General features: G+C 70.9%; 18 protein-coding genes and 1 pseudogene. 14 read left to right on the top strand and 5 right to left on the bottom strand.

Translation table 11 applies throughout. From position 1 onward, the window contains the following. Positions 1-42: 42 nt before the first annotated feature. The 6 genes from V7E46_RS05190 (at position 43) to V7E46_RS05165 (ending at position 7,824) form a co-directional block, all read left to right on the top strand. Positions 43-1,707, top strand: coding sequence for a PfaD family polyunsaturated fatty acid/polyketide biosynthesis protein (locus V7E46_RS05190; protein ID WP_333767294.1), 1,665 nt, complete (start codon positions 43-45; stop codon positions 1,705-1,707). After that, the gene (locus tag V7E46_RS05185) at positions 1,704-3,419 is read left to right on the top strand and encodes an acyl-CoA dehydrogenase family protein (protein WP_333767293.1); all 1,716 of its coding nucleotides are present in this window, start codon (positions 1,704-1,706) and stop codon (positions 3,417-3,419) included. The genes V7E46_RS05190 and V7E46_RS05185 overlap by 4 nt, the downstream gene beginning before the upstream one ends. Next, a complete protein-coding gene (locus tag V7E46_RS05180; RefSeq protein WP_333767292.1) occupies positions 3,419-5,212 on the top strand; it encodes an acyl-CoA dehydrogenase family protein in 1,794 nt (597 codons plus the stop codon). The genes V7E46_RS05185 and V7E46_RS05180 overlap by 1 nt, the downstream gene beginning before the upstream one ends. Positions 5,213-5,291: 79 nt before the next feature. After that, positions 5,292-6,137: a 4'-phosphopantetheinyl transferase family protein gene (locus V7E46_RS05175; protein WP_333767291.1), complete on the top strand. Its 846-nt coding sequence runs from the start codon at positions 5,292-5,294 to the stop codon at positions 6,135-6,137. A gap of 11 nt (positions 6,138-6,148) precedes the next feature. Then, the gene (locus tag V7E46_RS05170) at positions 6,149-7,456 is read left to right on the top strand and encodes an NAD(P)/FAD-dependent oxidoreductase (protein ID WP_333767290.1); all 1,308 of its coding nucleotides are present in this window, start codon (positions 6,149-6,151) and stop codon (positions 7,454-7,456) included. A 182-nt stretch (positions 7,457-7,638) separates the two neighbouring features. Then, on the top strand, positions 7,639-7,824 hold the full coding sequence (locus V7E46_RS05165) for a hypothetical protein (RefSeq protein WP_333767289.1): 186 nt from the start codon (positions 7,639-7,641) through the stop codon (positions 7,822-7,824). A 23-nt stretch (positions 7,825-7,847) separates the two neighbouring features. Here the strand turns inward: V7E46_RS05165 and V7E46_RS05160 are convergent, their stop codons facing one another. After that, positions 7,848-8,468 carry a MerR family transcriptional regulator gene (locus V7E46_RS05160; protein WP_333767288.1) on the bottom strand — a complete coding sequence of 207 codons (621 nt, stop codon included), beginning with the start codon at positions 8,466-8,468 and terminating at the stop codon, positions 7,848-7,850. 86 nt (positions 8,469-8,554) lie between these two features. Between V7E46_RS05160 and V7E46_RS05155 the strand changes: the two genes are divergently transcribed. From V7E46_RS05155 to V7E46_RS05130, 7 genes are all read left to right on the top strand, one after another. Then, positions 8,555-8,977: a DUF3291 domain-containing protein gene (locus V7E46_RS05155; RefSeq protein ID WP_333767287.1), complete on the top strand. Its 423-nt coding sequence runs from the start codon at positions 8,555-8,557 to the stop codon at positions 8,975-8,977. Between the two features lie 204 nt (positions 8,978-9,181). Then, on the top strand, positions 9,182-10,711 hold the full coding sequence (locus V7E46_RS05150) for a DHA2 family efflux MFS transporter permease subunit (RefSeq protein ID WP_333767286.1): 1,530 nt from the start codon (positions 9,182-9,184) through the stop codon (positions 10,709-10,711). 38 nt (positions 10,712-10,749) lie between these two features. After that, positions 10,750-11,547: a TetR/AcrR family transcriptional regulator gene (locus V7E46_RS33815; RefSeq protein WP_443053988.1), complete on the top strand. Its 798-nt coding sequence runs from the start codon at positions 10,750-10,752 to the stop codon at positions 11,545-11,547. A gap of 850 nt (positions 11,548-12,397) precedes the next feature. Beyond that, a complete protein-coding gene (locus V7E46_RS05145; protein WP_333767285.1) occupies positions 12,398-13,747 on the top strand; it encodes an extracellular catalytic domain type 1 short-chain-length polyhydroxyalkanoate depolymerase in 1,350 nt (449 codons plus the stop codon). Between the two features lie 31 nt (positions 13,748-13,778). Next, positions 13,779-14,087: a hypothetical protein gene (locus V7E46_RS05140; RefSeq protein ID WP_333767284.1), complete on the top strand. Its 309-nt coding sequence runs from the start codon at positions 13,779-13,781 to the stop codon at positions 14,085-14,087. Positions 14,088-14,116: 29 nt separating this feature from the next. Beyond that, positions 14,117-14,464, top strand: a complete 348-nt coding sequence (locus V7E46_RS05135; RefSeq protein WP_333767283.1) for a transposase — start codon at positions 14,117-14,119, stop codon at positions 14,462-14,464. Between the two features lie 324 nt (positions 14,465-14,788). Then, complete coding sequence (locus tag V7E46_RS05130) at positions 14,789-15,724, top strand: S1 family peptidase (RefSeq protein ID WP_333767282.1); 936 nt, start codon at positions 14,789-14,791, stop codon at positions 15,722-15,724. Positions 15,725-16,069: 345 nt separating this feature from the next. On the opposite strand, the gene V7E46_RS05120 is transcribed toward V7E46_RS05130, so the two are convergent. Both V7E46_RS05120 and V7E46_RS05115 read right to left on the bottom strand, forming a co-directional pair. Next, a complete protein-coding gene (locus V7E46_RS05120) occupies positions 16,070-16,630 on the bottom strand; it encodes a hypothetical protein (protein WP_333767281.1) in 561 nt (186 codons plus the stop codon). A gap of 439 nt (positions 16,631-17,069) precedes the next feature. Next, positions 17,070-17,231 (bottom strand): hypothetical protein, encoded by a 162-nt coding sequence (locus V7E46_RS05115; RefSeq protein ID WP_333767280.1) that lies wholly within the window; start codon positions 17,229-17,231, stop codon positions 17,070-17,072. Between the two features lie 239 nt (positions 17,232-17,470). Between V7E46_RS05115 and V7E46_RS33810 the strand changes: the two are divergent. Then, positions 17,471-17,872: pseudogene (locus V7E46_RS33810) on the top strand (hypothetical protein); the annotation flags it as partial. On the opposite strand, the gene V7E46_RS05105 reads toward V7E46_RS33810, so the two are convergent. Beyond that, on the bottom strand, positions 17,803-18,996 hold the full coding sequence (locus V7E46_RS05105; RefSeq protein ID WP_333767279.1) for an alcohol dehydrogenase catalytic domain-containing protein: 1,194 nt from the start codon (positions 18,994-18,996) through the stop codon (positions 17,803-17,805). The pseudogene V7E46_RS33810 and the gene V7E46_RS05105 sit on opposite strands and share 70 nt — an antisense overlap. Positions 18,997-19,076: 80 nt before the next feature. After that, positions 19,077-19,229, bottom strand: coding sequence for a DJ-1/PfpI family protein (locus tag V7E46_RS05100; protein WP_443053990.1), 153 nt, complete (start codon positions 19,227-19,229; stop codon positions 19,077-19,079). Between the last annotated feature and the right edge of the window lie 111 nt (positions 19,230-19,340).

Genomic DNA, 19,340 nt, shown 5'->3' with positions numbered 1-19,340 from the left:
CCTGCCACCGGCCCCGCCCGCACAGCCCGAGGAGCTTCCCCGATGGAGAACCGACCCCCCATGGAGAACCGGACACCCGTGGACCACCGAGACGTCCCGCTCCGCTGGCATGGCGAGCGGCACCCGAGCAGCGACTCGGCCGGGATCTACCAGGCACTGGCCAACCTCGACGAGCAGTGCAGCATCGTCGTCACCCCCGAGGGCATCGGCGCGGTCTCGGGCGGTGCGGCGGTCGCCGGCGGCGCCGGGCTGCCGCTGCTCGCCTCCGTCCCGCCGCTGCCGCCGCACCGGCTGGGTTCTGCGGCCTTCCGTTCCGCACACGGCGTGCGGCAGCCGTACATGGCCGGCGCGATGGCCGGCGGCATCGCCTCCGCCGACATGGTCATCGCGCTGGCCCGGGAGGGGTTCCTGGCCTCCTACGGCGCCGCCGGCCTGCTGCCCGGGGTCATCGAGCAGGCGCTGACCCGGTTCGCCACCGAGATCCCGGGGCTGCCCTACGCGGTCAACCTGATCCACAGCCCCAGCGAGGACCGGTTGGAGCGGGAGGCGGTGGAGCTGTTCCTGCGGCACGGCGTACGCTGCGTCGAGGCGTCGGCGTTCATGGGCCTCACCCCGCACGTGGTGCGCTACCGCCTGGCGGGGCTGCGCCGCGGCCAGGCCGGGCAGGTCGTCGCCGAGAACCGGCTGATCGCCAAGGTCTCCCGGCCCGAGACCGCCGAGCGGTTCATGCGGCCGGCACCGGCCGTACTGGTCAGCGCTCTGCTGGAGCAGGGCCTGGTCACCGCAGAACAGGCCGCGCTCGCCCACCATGTGCCGCTGGCCGACGACATCACCGTGGAGGCCGACTCCGGCGGCCACACCGACCGCCGCCCGCTGCCCGCGCTGCTGCCGACCATCCTGCGGCTGCGCGACACCGTCCAGCACGAGCACCGCTACGTGGTGCCGATCAGGATCGGGGCCGCCGGCGGGATAGGGACGCCGGACGCCGTCGCCGCGACGTTCGCGATGGGTGCCGCGTACGTCGTGACCGGGTCGGTGAACCAGTCCTGCCTGGAGTCCGGGGCGTCCCCGGCGGCCAAGGCGATGCTCGCCGAGGCCGGCATCGCCGACTGTGAGATGGCGCCCGCCGCCGACATGTTCGAGATGGGCGTGGAACTGCAGGTGCTCAAGAAGGGCACGTTCTTCCCGATGCGGGCCCGCCGCCTCTACCAGCTCTACCAGGCCTACGAAGGGCTGGAGGAACTGCCGGCGGCCGAACGCGCCAAGCTGGAGCAGCAGGTCTTCCGGCGCCCGCTGGACGATGTCTGGAAGGACTGCGTCGGCTACTTCGAGCGCCGCGACCCCGAGCAGCTCACCCGCGCCGCGGGCAGCCCCAAGCGCAGGATGGCGCTGGTCTTCCGCTGGTATCTGGGCATGGCCTCGCGCTGGGCGGTGACCGGCGAGCAGGACCGCGCCATGGACTACCAGATCTGGACCGGTCCGGCGATGGGCAGCTTCAACGACTGGACGACCGGCAGCTACCTCAAGACCCCCGGCAACCGGCGGGTCACCGACGTGGCCCACCACCTGATGCGCGGTGCCGCCTTCCACACCCGGCTGGCACACCTGCGGACCGCCGGGGTGACCATCCCGGCCTCCGCCGCCGACTACCGCCCGGCTCCGCTGGACGCGCCCGTCCTCGGCTCCTCCCCGGCAGGCACCCGATGAGCACTGTCGCGACGAGACCCCTCACCCCCGAGGCACTCGAACTCCTCCTCGGCGACCCGGACGACGCCGACAACCCGTACGGCTTCGCGGCCGCCGTGGACCGCGACGAGCGCGACGAGTTCCCCGACGGACTCTGCGAGGCGCTGCGGTCGGCCGGTTTCCACCTCAATTACCTGCCGCAGGAATGGGGCGGCAGCTTCGAGTCCTTCGACCGCAGCCTGACCCTGGTCAGAGCCGCCGCCCGCCGGGACGTCAACGTGATGCCAGGCACGATGTTCAGCATCATCGCCGCAACCTGCCTGCAACTGCACGGCACCGCGGCCCAGCAGCGCAGGGCCGCGCAGATCCTGCGCCGCGGCGGCGCCGTCGCCTTCGCCCTGACCGAGTCGGACCACGGCAGCGACCTGCTCGCCAACGAGGTGCGGCTGACCCCCGACGGGCTGCTGTACGGCGAGAAGTGGATGGTCGGCCTCGGTCTGCGCTGCGACGCCGTCTACGTGGTCGCCCGCACCGGCGAGCGCGGGCCGGGCGCGTTCTCCGCGGTGCTGCTCGACCTCGCCGGCACCCCGGCCGAGCATCTCACCCGGGTCCCCGCACCCCGCACCAACGGCATGCGCGGCATCGACTTCGCCTACCTGCGGTTCACCGGCCTGCCGGTGCCGGAGGACGCCCTCGTCGGCAAGCGGGGCGAGGCGCTGGAGATGGCGGTCAAGGCCCAGCAGGCGGTGCGGCTGATGAGTATGGCCGGCAGCCTGGGCTGCGCGGACACCGCGCTGCGGCTGAGCCTGGACTTCGTCGCCGACCGCCGCTTCGGCCGGACCACGCTCAGCCGGGCGCCGCACTCCCGGCGCGAACTCGCCGTCGCCTCGGCCGCCCTGCTCGCGGCGGACGCGGTCGCCCTGGCCGCGGCCCGTGGCGTGCACGTGGTGCCGGAGGCGTTCAGCGTGTGGGGGCTCACGGCCAAGCACGTCGTGGCCGACGCCTCCGACGACCTGATCCGGCGCTGCGGATCGGTGCTCGCCACCCGCTCGGTGCTGCGCGACGGGCTCTTCCAGAAGCTCCAGCGCGACTCCGCGGTGGTCCGGGTGATCGACGCCAGCGCACTGGCCAACCTCCGTTCCTACGCAGGTCAGCTGCCCACGCTGATCGAGCAGCGCGGCCAGGCGCGGCCCGGCGCGGTGCGCACCGTCTTCACGCTCGACGCGGAGCTGCCGCCGTACGTCCCGGCCCGGCTCGACCTGTTCGCCCGGGGTCTGGACCCGGTGCTCGCCGCCCTGCCGTCGGCCGCCGCGGTCGCGGCCGAGGCGCTGGCGGACCACCCCGAGGACCTCCCAGCAGCTGTCCTGGTAGGCGAGGTGACCGACGCGGTGGCCGGTCTTGGCGCGCTGGCCGAGGAGGCCCGGCGGCCCGGCGCCGACCCCAACGCGCTGGTCGATCTCGCCGAGCGGTACGCCTGGCTGCACGGTGCCGCGGCCTGCGTCCACCTGTGGTCGGCCAACCGGCACCGGTCGCTGTACGGCACCGAGCCCGGCTCCGCCGGCTGGCTGGGCGCTGTGCTCGGCTACCTGCTCGCCCGCGCCGCCGGCGCGGACCCCCGCAGTCGTGCCGCCGCGCTGTCGCCCGCACTCGATCTCGTCACGGCGCTGCGCGACAGCGACCGGCTGTTCACCGCCTTGCCCGTCCAACTGGCCATGAAACGCGAGGAGTCCTGATGCCCAAGGCCGATCTGACCGCGCTGGCGGCCCGGCTCGAAGCGCACCTCGGCGACCCGCACGACCCGGCCGCCCGGATGCCGTTCACCCAGGTCATGGAGTTGGACGAACGCGAGGAGTACCCGCACGAGTTCGTCAACGATTTGCGCCGTTGGGGGGTCCCGGAGTACGCCCTGCCCGCCGAACAGGGCGGTCTGGCGGGCGACGTGGAGGCCGAGTTCAACCTGGTGCGGCTGATCGCCCGCCGCGATCCGACCACCGCGACCGCCCTGATCATCACGAACCTCAGCTTCATGCCGGTGTGGATCGGCGGGAGCGACGAGCAGAAGCAGCGCGTCGTGGACGCCGTCAAGCACGGAACCCGCCTGTCCTGGGGGCTGTCGGAACGCGGCCACGGCAGCGACCTGCTGGCCAACGACATGATTGCCGAGAAGGTGGACGGCGGCTACCTGCTGACGGGCGGCAAGTGGCTGATCGGCAACGCGACCCGGTCCGACGGAATGTGCGTCTTCGCCCGCACCGGCGAGCGCGGCGGCCCCGGCGGCTTCTCGATCTTCGTCCTGGACAAGCGCAGCACCCGGGCCGGCTCGGTGGTGGAACTGCCGCGTGAACGGCTGCACGGGCTGCGGGCGATGGACATCAGCGGCATCGAGGTGGACCGGGTGTTCGTGCCCGACTCCGCGCTGCTCGGCACCGAGGGCCAAGGCCTGGAAATCGCGATCAAGGCGACCCAGACCGCCCGCGCCCAGATCAGCAGCATCGCGCTGTCGGCCGTCGACACAGGCCTGCGGCTCACCCTCGACTTCACCGAGGAGCGGGTGATCCTCGGCAAGGCGGTCAGCGACATCCCCTACAGCCGCCGACAGCTGACGGAGGTCTTCGCGGACCTGATGGTGTGCGACGCGGTGAGCCTGGGCGCGGTCCGCGCCCTTCAGGTGGTGCCGCAGCAGGTCAGCGTCTGGTCATCGGTGGCGAAGTACTTCGTCCCGACCGTGCTGGAGCGGACCATGTCGCAGCTGAGCGTGGTGCTCGGCGCCCGTTTCTTCCTCCGCGGCCACCCTCACTACGGCGTCTACCAGAAGATGCTCCGCGACCTGCTGGTGGCGAACTTCGCCGACGGCAACACCGTGGTGAACCTGCGCAACCTCGGCAGCCAGCTGGACGCGCTGCTCGCCTCGGCCACCGGCGCGGGCGAGGACGCCAGGGCGGCCGCCGTCGGGCGTGCCGCGGTCCTGTACGGCATCGATCGCGAGATGCCGCCGTACCGGCCCTGGGAGCAGGAACTGCACGCGCGCGGTCTGGACGACGCGGTGCTCGCCGCGCCGGACGGCGTCGAGCGGCTGCGGGCGCTGGCGGAGCAGGCCAAGGAGGACGAGCGGGACCTGCTGCTGCGCGCGGCGGAGGTGGCCGCGGAACTGCTCGGCCGCGCCACGTCGCTCGCCGAGAGCAACGCGGCGCTGCGGGCCGGGCAGGGCCGGGAGTACGCGCAGTCGGCGGAGCTGTTCGACCTGGTCAAGGAGTACTGCCTGCTGCACGCGACGGCCGCGTGCGTGCTCACGTTCGTGCACTCGCACGGCGCGCTGGACGACCCGCTGCCGAACGGGGCGCTGCTGCTGCTCCAGTTGGAGCGCCTGCGGCGCCACTTGCGTCCGCACGAGGCGGTCACCGATGCCGCGGTGACCGACGAGGTGATGCGGGTGCTGCGGCTGCTGTACCGCGAGAACAGGCTCTTCTCGCACTGGCAGTTCCCGCTCGCGGAGCGGGTCGGCGACCTGTCGGCGGCCCGTACCTGACCGGCGTCCCCGTGCCCGTCCCCGTGCCCGTATCCCCGCCCCGAGACCCGGAACCGCGACGCAGACCAAGGAGGCCGCCGTGGCGCGACAGGCGACCCGTTCGAACCGGCCGGGCCCCGAGGGGGTTCGGGCCACGACCCCGGAGGGCCCGGACCCGGACCCCACCCGGTTGTGGCTGCTGCCGGAGCACGCCGTGGCGCGGTTCGCCGTCGAGGTAGGCGGACTTCGGCTGCTCACCGCCGAGGAGCGGGCCCGGCACGCCCGGCTGCCCACCGCCGGCGCCCGGCGCCGCTACCTGGGTGCGCGGCTGCTGTCACGGCACGCGCTCAGTGCCGACACCGGACTGCCGCCCGGGGACTGGCGGTTCCGGCGCGGTGTGGACGGCCGCCCGGAGCCCGAACCGGCCGCCGGCGGCCTCCGGTTCAACCTCTCGCACACCGCAGGACTGATCGCGTGCGTGGTCACCCGGAACCGCGCCTGCGGGGTGGACGTGGAACGCACCCCGGCCGCCCCGGAGGCGGTCGGTGCGCTCGGCCGCCGCCTCGCAGCCGCCGAGCGCGCCGAACTGGCCGCCCTCGGCCCGGCGGAGCGGCGCGGCAGGCTCAGCGAGCTGTGGGTGCTCAAGGAGGCGTATCTGAAGGCCCTCGGCACAGGGCTGACCCGGGATCTGGCCGGCTTCTCCTTCGCCCCCTCCGGCGCCGCCGGTTGCACATCCTCCGACCACGGCCCCGGCGACCGGACGACCATCCGTCCCGCCGGCCGGATCACCGTCGACGACCCGGAGCAGGCCCCGGGGGAGTGCGACCGCTGGTGCTTCGACCTGCTCCATCCGGGCCCGGACCACGTCCTGGCCGTGGCCGCAGTCGACGGGCGTCCCGGCGCCCTGCACTGCACCGATCTCTCTGACCTCCCCGCCGGACTGTGAAGGAAACCGCCATGCCGCTGAACTCCGCCCCACGCGTTGCCATCGTCGGTGCCGGTGCCGCAGGGATCTCCGCCGCCTACCACCTGCGCGACCGCGCGCGGATCACCATCTTCGAACGCGAGAACCGCCTCGGCGGCCACGCCAACACCGTCGAGGTCGAGGAGAACGGCAAGGTCCTCGGCATCGACACCGCGTTCGTGGTCTTCAACCGCCCGGCCTACCCGAACATCTACAGGTTCTTCGAGGAGTTGGGAGTGGAGCCGGTGCAACATCTCGGCGGCTTCAACTTCTTCGACCTCGACAGCGGCTTGGAGTACGGCACCACCGAGCTGGCCTGGAGTATGGAGGAGGTGCGGGCGCACTACGGGGAGAAGCACCCGGAGTTCCTCACCGTCTGGCAGGAGGCCCGCCGCTTCCACACCGAGGGCCGCAAGGACTTCGTCCGCAAGCGCGCTGACATCCCGCTGGGCGAGTACCTCGACCGTGGCGGCTACAGCGAGCAGTTCCGCCACTCGTATGTGATCCTGCTCTGCTCGGCGGTCTGGTCGGTGCCGGCCGAGCTGATCTGGCAGATGCCCGCGGCCACGGTGATCGCGTTCTTCCTGGGCCACGACGAGGGCGGACTGGGAGGGCAGCGGGTGGACTGGCGGACCGTCGGCGGCGGCTCGATCTCCTACGTCCGCAAGGCGATCGCCGCGATCGGCCCCGAGTTGCGGCTGGCCGAGCCGGCCACCGGTATCCGCCAGGAGGCCGACGCCGTCACGGTGACCACAGCGACGGGCAGCGAGACCTTCGACTACGTTGTGCTGGCCGCCCACGCCGACGAGTCGCTGGCCCTGCTGGAGAATCCCGACGCGCGCCAGAGCGCCGTGCTCGGCCCGATCCACTACAACCAGTCCCGGGTCGTGCTGCACACGGATCCCTCCGTGATGCCCGGCACCCGGGAGCGCTGGGAGGCATGGAATTACGGCAAGGTCGCGGTCAACGGTGAGGCGGGCACCTACGTCGCCTACTACATGAACAAGCTGCACGGCTTCACCGCGGAGAAGGACTACTTCGTCACGCTGGACTACCCCGGCGCGATCGCCCCGGACACGGTGATCGCCGAATTCCCGTACACGCACCCGATCATCGACGTCCATGTGCGCGACCTGCAGCGGAACATCTACCAGGTCAACGAAGGCACCCGGGTGAAGCTGTGCGGTTCGTACTTCCACTCCAAGCAGCTGCACTGGGATCAGATCGGCTCCCACGAGGCCGCTTTCTCCTCCGGTATGGAAGCGGCGTTCCAACTCCTGCGCGAATTCCCGGGCGCCTAAGGGCTGCCGGGCAGGTCCCCGCGCCGCCGCGCCGCCCGGCACGCACCTGTGCCGCGTTCCGCCGGTCGCCGATGCCCCGCGCCTGCTCCCACCTCCCGCCCTGCGGTCCTGCCCCTGACGCCGCGCATTCCTCCACGCAGATCCGTACGACAGCCCCGGACCACGAAAGGCGGATACGCGACATGACCCGAGACGACACTGCCTACGAGGAGCGGCACCGCCTGCTCACGCTGAGCTGGCGGGAGCTGGTCGGCATGAGCGCGGGCGTGCCCCCGGACGCCTGCGCGAGCGAAGAGGCCGTGCGGGGCAGCGCGGACGACGACGGGGAACCCGCCGGTGGGCGACGCCGGCCGCCCGGGGGAGCGTGATCCGGGCGGCCGCAGCCGGCAGATCACCTGCTGTGCCGCCTCGCGGACTCGTTCTCCTGGGCGAGCCTGCGCAGCGCCAGCAGGGCCGGCTCCAGCAGGATCGTCAACAGGACGGCCTGCTCGGCGCGTTCGAGCAGGTCGTCCTCCTCCTTCAGCTGGTCGAGGTCAAGGACGGCGATCTGCTCGGCGATGCGGGCGTACGGGACGAGGAAGCGCCAGCTGTAATCGGCGCCGAGGGAGCGCATGGTCTCCAGCGTCTCGGCGATGACGCCCTGAGCGGCGGAGCCCGCGGAGATGTCCCAGTCCATCTCCGCCACCAGCTCGTCCACCTCGGACCGGCCGGTTTCCTCCTCGTGCTCGTGATCCGCGTCGACCGGCCTCACCCCCAGCACGAGCCCGAGCACCTGATGGAGATCGGTCTCGTGCTCCGACACCGCGCTCAGCACCTCCTTGGTCTGCTGCACGGTCAGGCCGCGCACGCCGATCAGCGCCCGGATCAGCCGCAGCCGGCGCAGGTGGTGCTCGTCGTACTCGGCCTGGGTGGCCGCGGTGGCGCGTCCGGGCGGCAGCAGCCCCTCACGGAGATAGAACTTGATGGTCGGGTTCGAGACCCCGCTACGGCGGCTCAGCTCAGAGACTCGCAAATCGTCCTGCTCTCGACTGGCAATTGGGTACTGGCACTGTCTATTATAGATACCGCCACTCGCCAACCTAGAAGGGCAGGTGTACGGTGCCCACACTTCCCTGGACGACCCCTAACCCGGCCGCGCCGAACACCGAGGCGTTCGTCATGGCCTCCCGCTTCGAGGTGCGCTCCGCCAGGGACGTACCGCGCTTCTTCGCGAAGTCTCTCGTGGCGTGGCGCCAGGTGCGGTCCGCCCGGGGCGCGCTGGGCGCCTCGCTGATCGCCCAGCCGCTGAAGCGCACCTTCTTCACGCTCTCCGCCTGGGACGACCGCGAGTCCCTGTACGCCTTCGCCAAGACCGCACCGCACCGCGACATCATGACGAGCCTGCGTCCCACATGCCGCGACTCGACGTTCACCTTCTGGACCGTCCCGGTCGACCGGCTGCCGATCACCTGGGACAACGCCAAGCAGCGCCTCGCCGAACAGGCGCGGGACGACGCCGCCAAGAGCGCCGCCGCCCGCTGATCCTGGCCGGCTCCGGACGGTTCGCCACCGGCCCGCCCGCTCACCTGCTCACAACCGCTCACCTGCTCACCTGCAGGGAACCGCACTGCCGCGGGGCGCGCCCGGCGGCCATGCCGTCCTGCCCATGCACCCGGTCCGGGGCTCTTGCCCCCGGGCCCGCCTCACACCGGTCGGCCCACTCGCCGACGCCCGCGAAGGAGTGTCATGAGCACCATAAGCGAAGAGGGCGCGGCATTGCCCTCCGCGGAGCCCGGAGCAGGCAGGCGCAGCACGCCGCTCTGGCTGACGATCGCCGCCTGCAGCGTGCCCATGTTCATGGTCGCGCTCGACAACCTCGTGGTGTCCACGGCACTCCGCACCCTCGCCGTCAAGCTCGACGCGTCCAGCCAGGACCTCCAGTGGTTTGTCAACGCCTACGTGCTGAGCTTCGCCTGCCTGCTGCTGACCGGCGCCGCGCTCGGTGACCGCTTCGGCCGCCGCAAAATCTTCCTGGGCGGCATCACGGTCTTCACCCTTGCCTCGATCGGCTGCGGACTGGCGGACACCAGCGGCCAGTTGATCTTCTGGCGGGTCGTCGAGGGTTTCGGCGGCGCGGCCGTGATGCCGCTGTCGATGACGCTGCTGAGCGCCGCGGTGCCGGCCCGCCGGCGCAGCCTGGCGCTGGGCCTGTGGTCGGCTTTCAGCGGTCTGGCCATCGCCATGGGCCCGGTGGTCGGCGGCGCGGTGGTCGACGGCCTCGCCTGGCAGTGGATCTTCTGGATCAACGTGCCGGTCTGCGCGGTCGCGATCCCGCTGGTGATCTTCGTGCTGGGGGAGAGCAAGGTCCCCGACACCCACCTCGACCTGCTCGGCATGCTGCTGGCCACGGTCGGCCTGGTCGCCGTGGTCTGGGGCATCGTCAACGGCCAGCAGGACGGCTGGACGTCGAACCGCATCCTCGGCGCCTTCATCGGCGGTGCCGTGCTGCTGGCGGCCTTCCTGCTGTGGCAACGCCGGGCGAAGCACCCGCTGCTGCCGCTCCACCTCTACCGCGCCAAGGCGTTCGTGCTGACCAACATCGTCTCGGCGAGCATGTACTTCGGCGTCTTCGGCTCGATCTTCATGCTCTCCCAGTACCTCCAGATCGCCCCGCACCGCACCCCGCTGCACGCCGGCCTGCTGACCCTGGCGTGGACGCTGATGCCCATGGTCATCGCGCCGGTCGCCGGGCTGCTCACCGACCGGGTCGGCGGCGGGCGGCTGATGGCGCTGGGGCTGTTCCTGCAGGCGGGGGGCCTGGCCTGGATCAACCTGGCGGCCTCCGCGAACACCCCCTACTCGCACCTGGTCGGCGGGATGATCATCGGGGGGGCGGGCATGGGCTTCGTCTTCGCGCCCAGCGCCTCGGTGGTCCTGTCCTCGGCCGGGCCGCGCTACCAGGGCCAGGCCTCCGGGGCCAACTCCACCGTCCGTGAGATCGGCGGCGCGCTGGGCGTCGCGGTGCTCAGCACCGTCTTCGCCCGCAAAGGCAGCTACCTCGGCGGCCAGCAGTTCGTCGACGGGCTGCACCCGGCGACGTGGGTCGGCGTCTGCGTGGTCGTCGCCGGTGGGATCTGCGCGCTGGCCATCCCGCGCGACGTGACGCCGCCCGGCGGTGACGCGGAGGCAGCCGCGGACGGAAGCGCCGAGGACGCCGCCGCCCCAGACGGTGCGAAGGTCCTCGGCCTGCGATCGGTGGCCCCCGCGTCGGACTGATCCGGCGCACCCGTTGTCCCTGGCCCGTTCCGAGCCCTGTGGGGTACTGCCGTGCGGATGACCGCCGACGAGCGTCGGTCATCCGTACGGCGCGCGGCCGTCGAGGAATTCTCCCTCCGGGTCTGCACGGCACCTCCACCAGGCGTATCGCGCGGGGCGCCGAGGTCTCCCAGGCGTACCTGTTCCGGTTCTTCCGGAGCAAGACGGCGATCTTCCCGGCGGCAACCGAGCAGTGCGTCGACCGGATCTCGGACACGTTCCGTACCGCTGCCCGCGGTCTGGTCGGCGCTGACGCCGGGCGGGCGATGTGGCGGGCCTGGGAGATGACGGTCGAGGACCGCGAACTGCCGATGATGCTGTTCCAGATCTGCGCTGCGGCCGGCGGCGACCCGGAGGTCGCCCGTCGCCTGCCTCCACGTCCGGTCTGCCGATACATAGGCCATCCTGGCCCAGCGCTCGCTTGGGCGGGCGCCGCGGCCAGTGCGACCAGACCGGTCAGGACCAGGACGGCGGAGCACATCACGGCAACCAGGGAGCGACGCCGGGAGCGGCGTATCAGGCGTAAAGGCCAGGCTCTGCGAGAACGGGAAGACCTCACTGTCTCTCCTGCCGGTCCGCACCGCGACGGCGGCAACCTGCAGGCCCCGGGAAACCGCCACCGCCCGGTCCGGACGACGCGCGGCGTCAGGCCCGAGGAAGGGGCCCACCCGGACTCAGGCCGGCCGACTTCGGATCCGATGCTTGTGCGGTGCGGTGCGGTGCGGTGCGGTGCGGTGCGGTGCGGTGCGGTGCGGTGCGGTGGGGCGGGAGCGGCGGGTGTCCCGTCGCCCATATGAGTGGAGGCGTGATGACTGCGTGTGCCCGATGGATCCCCGTCAGTTGGGCCAGTTGGGCCGGGCGGGCGCTAAGACGGCGGGACAGTCGGCACCGCCGGTCAGGCCGTGCCCGACCTTCCGAGGGCGTTTGACGCTCGCTTCCCCGGGCCTGCGCCGCAACAGGTCTGTGCTGCACACCCCTTGAGGTATCGCGGAGGGATGTGTCAGATTCATTGCGGCATTCCATCCGGCACTGCCCGGGGTGCCCGACTTCACACGCCTGTCCCGCCACGCAGAATGTGAGCGCTCACTTTTCTGCGGGCCTCGTATTCTTCTCCGTCAGGAGTGTCCCTGTGAACCGAGGCACGGCTTTGCCCTGGCTCCACCATCCGTCTCTTCCGCCAGGAAGCGCGGGGAACCCGCGCGGGCGGCCGCCGCGCTGCTGACCCTTCCGCCACTGCTGGTGCCGATCCGCCATCCGGCCCGGTCGGGAGACGCGGTGGTACTCGTGGAGGGTCCTTCCGAGCCGACGTTCGCGTGGGAGATGTCCGAGCGGAGCGCTTCGCGGTGAGCCGGGCGTGGCCCCGCTGCCCGTCGGCGGCCCCGGCAGCTGTCCCACGACGCGAAGAGCGGTCAGCCGCCGGACGTCCGCGGGGCGACCGGCCGCCAGAACCGGCACCTCGACCGGCTGCCCTGGACGCACGAGCCCGGTAACCACCAGAACCGCACACCCTGGTGTCCGACCTGTTCCGCGATGACCTCATCGACGTCCTTCACCTGCAGTGCACCACGACGCGGAACCCCCTGTGGGGAGTCGAGGGAAACCCGCACACTCCCCGCACCACCAAAACTCCGTGAAGGAAGAGATCCCATGGTGCGATCCTGGTACCTGAAGTCCCGGCTGCTCGGCCTGCTTCTGGCGGTCGTCGCCGCGCTCGGGGTGGGTCTGCCCGCCGCGCGGCAGGCCGCGGCGGCCTCGTTGACCCAGGTGACGAACTTCGGCGCCAACCCGACCAATCTGCAGATGTACGTGTACGTGCCGAACAGCGTCAAGGCCAATCCGTCGATCCTGCTGGCCCTGCACGGGTGTCAGGGCTCGGGGCCCTATCTGTACTCCAGCACCGACTTCGGATCGCTGGCGGACCAGAACGGGTTCATCGTCATCTACCCCTCGACCAATCCCGGCGGCGTCTGCTGGGACGTCTCGTCCAACCAGGCGCTGACGCGTGGCGGCGGCAGTGACCCGGTCGGGCTGATGTCGATGATCACGTACACCGAGCAGCACTACGGCGGGAACCCCAACGCCGTGTACGTCACCGGTGAGTCGTCGGGCGGGATGATGACCAACGTCATGCTCGCGGACTACCCGGACGTGTTCAAGGGCGGCGCGGCCTTCATGGGCGTGCCCTACCACTGCTTCTACACCAACAGCGTGCGTGGCTGGAACGGGCCCTGCGCCGGGGGCCAGGTCTCCATGACCGCGCAGCAGTGGGGCGACCTGGTGCGCAACGCCGATCCCGGCTACACCGGGCCGCGCCCCCGCGTCCAGCTGTGGCACGGCACCGCCGACACCACCTTGAACTACAACAACCTCGGCGAGGAGACCAAGCAGTGGACGAACGCACTCGGAGTGGGCCAGACAGCGTCGTCGAGTGACACCCCTGTCGCCAACTGGAACCGGGCCCGGTACAACAACAGCTCCGGCACCCAGGTCGAGACCTACAGCATCGTCGGCGCCGGCCACCAACTGCCTATCCAGGGAACGCAGATGGCCGCCTATGCCATCCACTTCCTGGGACTGGACGGCAGCGGCACCACCACCGGCACCACGGGCGCGCTGCACGCGGTGGGTGCGGGCAAGTGCCTGGACGACCCGAACTCGGTAACGACACCGGGTACCCAGCAGCAGATATACAGCTGCAACGGCCAGGCCAACCAGACCTGGACGCACAATTCGTCGAACGAGCTGACGGTCACGGTCGGAGGCGCCACCCTCTGTCTGGACGCCAACGCCAAGGGCACCGCCAACGGCACCAAGGCGATCGTCTGGTCCTGCAACGGCCAGCCCAACCAGCAGTGGAACATCAACTCCAACGGCACCGTCACCAGCGTCCAGTCCGGCCTGTGCCTGGACGTGACCGGAGCTTCCACCGCCAACGGAGCCCTGGTGGAACTCTGGTCGTGCAGCGGCGGCAGCAACCAGCACTGGACTCTCGGATAGCCGGTTCAGGGGCAGGCTTCTCGTCCTGAACGTGGAGGTCGCCGCACCCACGGTCTGGGAGATCCTCAGGAACGCCGGCTTCGACCCTGCGCCCGAGCGGGCCTCCAGCACGTGGGCGGACTTCCTGCGCTCCCAGGCCGACGCCATTCTGGCCTGCGACTTCTTCGAGACTGTCATCTTGTCCGGGGCGCGACTGTATGGGTTCGCGGTGATCGAGCGCGCCAGCCGCAGGATCCGGATCCTCGGCGCCACCGCCCACCCGACCGCAGCGTGGGTGACACAGGCCGCGAGGAACCTGGTCATGGACCTCGATGACGCCGACTGCCGGCAGGGTTCCTGATCCGCGACCGGGACTGGAAGTTCCCCGCCTTGCGCGACACCATCCTCAACGGCGCAGGGACCCGGGTCGCACTCAGCGGCATCCGAACCCCGCGCATGAACGCGATCATGGAACGGTGGGTCCATTCCTGCCGCCGCGAACTGCTGGACCGCACCCTCATCCGGAACCGACGACACCTGCTGCGCACGCTCCGGGAGTTCGAACAGTTCTGCTACGAGCACCGGCTGCACCAGGGCATCGCCAGCGCCCGACCACAGCACTCATTACCCCCTCCGATCACCGATCCGCGCCAGATCGACCGCCTCGACATACGAAGGCGCGACCGATCGGTGGCGTCCTCCACGACTACCAACACGCAGCCTGACCTGAACGGATGACGTTCGGCAAGGACAAGGCCAGGCGCAGTAGCACGACCGATCATGATGCCTTCCCGCTCTGCGCAGCTGAACGTCGAGGGCGACGAGCAGCACGACAGGAGACCGGCGATCAAGACCGTGACCTGGGCGGATGATCTATCGGCACCCGCAGTGTGAGCGAGGCCGCCGGGAGAGCGGCGCCGACATGGACCCGCTGGAGCAGTCCGGAATAGCACTGCTGTCTGCGGCAGGTCCATGGGAACCTGAAGCCACCACCCTCCATGGCTGGAGGCACACATGAATCCTGACCGTTTACGCCCCCGCAGATACAGAACCAACCGACCGGTGCACGCCACCGCGTCGGGGCGGCGCAGGCTGCTCACCGCGCTGACCTGCTTGTTCACCTTGGCCGTCGTCCTCATACCCAGTGTTACGGCCCAGGGCGCGCAGCGGCCCCGGGCCGCCCGTACCTTCAGCGCGACCCAGCTCACCGCCGTCGGCGACGCTGTGCGCGACGCCCATGTCACCGGCACCGCCTGGACGGTCGACCGGAAAGCCGGCCGGGTCCGGGTGATGGTCGACGAGAGCGTCGACGCGTCCGGCATCGCGAAGCTCCAGCAAGCGGCCGGCGACCGCTCCGGCGCGCTGCTCGTGGAACGCACCCCGGGGCACCTGGCGCTGCGCGGCCCCCTGCCCGGGGACCTGACCTACGACGTGAACCTCATCCCGTGCACCATCGGATACAACGTTCGCATCGGAGGTGTCTACTACTGGCTGACAGCAGGGCACTGCTTTCACATCCAACTGCCGCAGCTGTACGTCCAGAAGTGGCCGCCGGGTGACCCGCCCCCGCCCGACCCGCTCGGCCAGCTCATCAACGTCTCGTTCCCCGGCAACGACTTCGGGCTCGCCAGGTACTACAGCACGCCGGCGGACACCCAGGGCGTCGTCGACCTCCACAACGGCGCCGTCCAGGACATCACCGCTGCCGCCAACCCGGCCGTCAGCACGAGCGCCTGTGCCAGCGGCGGCGCGACCGGTGTGCACTGCGGGCAGGTCACCGGGCTCAACTACAGCGTGAACCTCGCCAATGGCACCGTCAGCGGACTCATCCGCGCCAACATCTGCTCGGAGGCCGGTGACAGCGGAGGCCCGCTGTACGCGGGAAGCACGGGCCTCGGGCTGACCTCGATCGGCACCGGCAACTGCACCACCGGGGGCACCACCTTCTACCAGCCCCTCGTCGAAGCCCTCAACGCCTACGGCGCCCAGCTCTACTGACCCACGCCCACGGACGTCCCGTCCCGTCGTCCACGCGGGGGACGGGACGGCGCGGCTCACGGCCGCAGGCCCCTCACACGGAGTTAAGCGAAGCAGGGCGCCGTCGAGGAGGGCGTGCGTAACGCCCACACCCAGCTCGCCTCGCCCGGCCCCTCGCCACTGGCCTCCGCGGCCATGGGACAAGCCCGCCCCACCGCACAAGCTCACCGCGGCCCGGGTACGCCGAGGGTTCCGGAGCCCAACGCCACATCGGCGTCGACACACCCGGCTTCCTCCTGGCCGTGCTGGTCACCGCCGCCAGCGTCTCCGACAACGCCGGCGGCATGCATGCGCAGAGCGGCGCCGTCACCAGGTCCTGGACAGCATCTTCTTCGCCATGCCCTTCTTCTGCTGCGACGGCCGCTGCTGCTCGCCGTGCACGGCATTGAGCACCACGATCGCCCCGGTCAGGACGGGAAGCAGCCACTGCACCACGGCAAGGTGCTTCTGCGCCTGGTCCAGGTCGAGGGGGTGTTTGCCGGATTTCTCGCGGTGCGCGGGGTCGTCGGACGACGCGAGTGCGATCTTCGCGCCCAGCACACCGCTGTACGCCGTCGCGGCCATCGCAGCAGCGGTCACCACCGTTTTCGCAATGGTCGACGCGGCGACGCCCTGCTGGGATTTCACCCGGGCCGCGTTCGCAGCGAGGATCCCGGCACCCCCGATGAGGTGCGCGGCGATCGCACCGGCATTGACCGGTGCCCACCGCTTCCACCCTGTGGCGGCGATTCTGGCGGTGTCCCTCTCGGTGCCGCCCTCCGATCCGGCGGCGCCGTTGAGGCCGACACAGCCCATGAGGGACCCGCCGAACCACGCGGCGGCACCGAGGTCGTGGAGGCTGCGGAGGATGGTGTTGCGCTCAGACATGACGGGGGCCTTCCTGGCGGCGTAGGGGGCACCGCCCACCTTCAGGCCCGGGCGGGCAGCACACCACCGGGGGAGGGCATCGGGGTGATCGCCGCCCGGCCCGCGCCCGGCCCGTGATCCGGTTCGGGACCCCGCCCCTGTTCGGCCGGCGACGTCCTGAGCCGTCAGCGCAACTTCGTACGAGCCGCGGCCGGGGCCGCGCTCGCCCGCCGGCCACGTGCGGCACGCCGGGCCTGCCGCCCCTGTGGAATCGCCCGGGCGCGGTCCTCGATCGCTGCCAGTACCGCTGCAGGCAGGGGTGGGGTCTGCTCTGCCGCGGCCGCGCACCCGGAATTCTCGCAGTGCGTGGGGCTGGCCTGTACTCCGGAAGCCGGGTACAGCATGTCCTCGGGCGGCAAGTAGTGCACGCCGCAGTGCACGCACACGTACACGGGGCGCATCAGCCGACCGTCCCGGAGCCGTGGCAGGTCCCGCACGAGCCGGTCCAGGACCGTACGACGGGCGTCTGCGTGCCGTCAGGACCGGTCTGGACAGTATGTTCGGCGTGCTCGGTCACGCCGCTGCCGCCGCACGCAGCACAGCGCTGAGGGTCGGTACTCATGCTCCCAGAGTGGCACGTGCGGGCGGCTGACGGCAGGGGTGCCGTTCCGGTCACTCCCAGACAGCGGGGCCGCCGCGCCACTCAATCAAGCGGCATTCAGTAGTGTCCGGGTCCTCAAGGCCGACCCGCCGACCACCCGGTCAGGGCGGGTGTCGGCCAGGTCGCGAAGGGCTTCGATCTGACGGGGACCGCGGAGCGCGACTGGGTCAAGCAGTCCGAGGCCGATGCCGGTGAGCGGGGTCACCGCCGCCAGCGTTTCCGACAACGCCGGCAGCATCCACCTGCTCTCGCGCATAGCCGACGCCCACCCCCGCATCACCAAGGCCTGGGCCGGACGTCGAGGTCACCCGCCGCGCCCCGACCACAGGGGTTCGAAGTGATCCCCCGGCTGGGTCGTCGAGCGGACCGTCGGTTGGCCCATGAACCACCGCCGCCCCGCCCGCGACCACGAAACCCGCCCGCACCGTTCCGAAACGATGATCCGCCTCCCTCGTCACCGAACTGGGTACGCAGGACCAGGGAGGTCAGATCATCGGGCTGAGCAACACCCTCGCCACGACAAAACGCTCCTTTATGCGGGAATGAGGTCGTGGGGGTCGATGATGTACTTCTCGGGTACTCCGGTGTCGAAGGTCGCATAGGCGTCGGGGGCGTCGTCGAGGCTGATCACCTTCGTGTTGAGCATGGCGCCCAGGTAGGGCATGCGGTCCCACAGGATCGCCATCATCAGCTCGCGGTTGTAGTGCATGATCGGTGCCTGCCCGGCGGAGATCCGCGGCGACTTGATCCAGGCCTTGCCGAAGTCGATGGGGTACGTTCCCTCTTGCTCGGCCTTCGACCTCGCGAGCGGGTCGGGGCCGTAGACGCCGATGACTCCGGTGGCTCCGCCCGCGCGGGTGGCGTCGATCACCTGGTTGATGGCGTAGGCCGGGTCCATGTCCCCGCCTTCGCGGCCGATGCCATGTGCCTCGGTGCCGACGTAGTCGACTGCGCAGTCGACCATGGGTTCGCCCAGGATGGCCTCGATCTGGTCGGTGAGTGCTGCGTCCTGCCTCAGGTCGATCGTCTCGCAGCCGTTGTTCTCCACCAGCTCCAAACGGTCCTTGCTGTAGTCGCCGACGATGATGCAGGACGCCCCGAGGAGGCGCGCCGCTGCTGCGCCGCAGCGGCCGACCGGGCCGGCGCCGGCGATGTACACGGTCGAGCCCGGCTTGGCACCGGCCTCCATGAGACCGTGGAACGCGGTGGGCAGGATGTCCGAGAGCAGCGCCAGGTCACGGATCTTCGCCATGGCCTGGTCCCTGTCCGGGAAGCGCAGGAGCTGGAAGTCGGCGTACGGGACGAACAGGTACTCGGCCTGGCCGCCGGTCCAGTCGCCCAGGTTGAAGCCGTACGCCCCGCAGGACGCCTCGGGGTTCGTGGTCTCGCAGACGTCGGTCCGGCGCGCCCTGCAGTTGCGGCACCGGCCGCAGGCGACGTTGAACGGGACCGAGACGAGGTCGCCCTCGCTGAGGAACTCGACGTCGGGGCCGACCTCGATGACCTCACCGGTCATCTCGTGCCCCATCACCATGCCCTGGGGCACCGGGAAGGACCCGCGGTAGATGTGCAGGTCGCTCCCGCAGATGTTGGTGGCGACGATCTTCAGGATGACTCCGTGCGGAGCCTTCTTCCCGTTCGGCATCTGGAGCTTCGGGAAATCCAGGGACTCGACGCGCATGTCCTTCGGGTTCTGGAAGGTGACGGCGCGGTTGCTGCTTGCCATGACGATCTCCTCTGCTGATCCATGGGGCCTCGGCCGTGGGAGTGCCGGATGCCGTCTCGGTGGCTCGCGGCTTCCCCCGGTCAGACGGGTTGCGGCGTGCTGGCGAAGCGTCCGACGACCGCCTCGCAGAAGGCGGGGAGGTCCTGCGGGCCGCGGCTGGAGATCAGCTGGCAGTCGACCACGACCTCCTCGTCGGCGACCTCGGCGCCGGCGTCGCACAGGTCGGTGCGAATGCTGGGTCACGAGGTGACGCGGCGACCGCGCAGCACGGTTGCGATCTTCCTGCCGTGCAGTCCGCCGGTCATGGGTGCATGGTTCCTTCCGGTGGCCGGCGGGGGACCGCC

The sequence above is a fragment of the Streptomyces sp. IBSBF 2435 genome, assembly GCF_036815005.1.
GTDB lineage: Bacteria > Actinomycetota > Actinomycetes > Streptomycetales > Streptomycetaceae > Actinacidiphila.
This window is presented reverse-complemented; position numbering and strand designations above follow the sequence as displayed.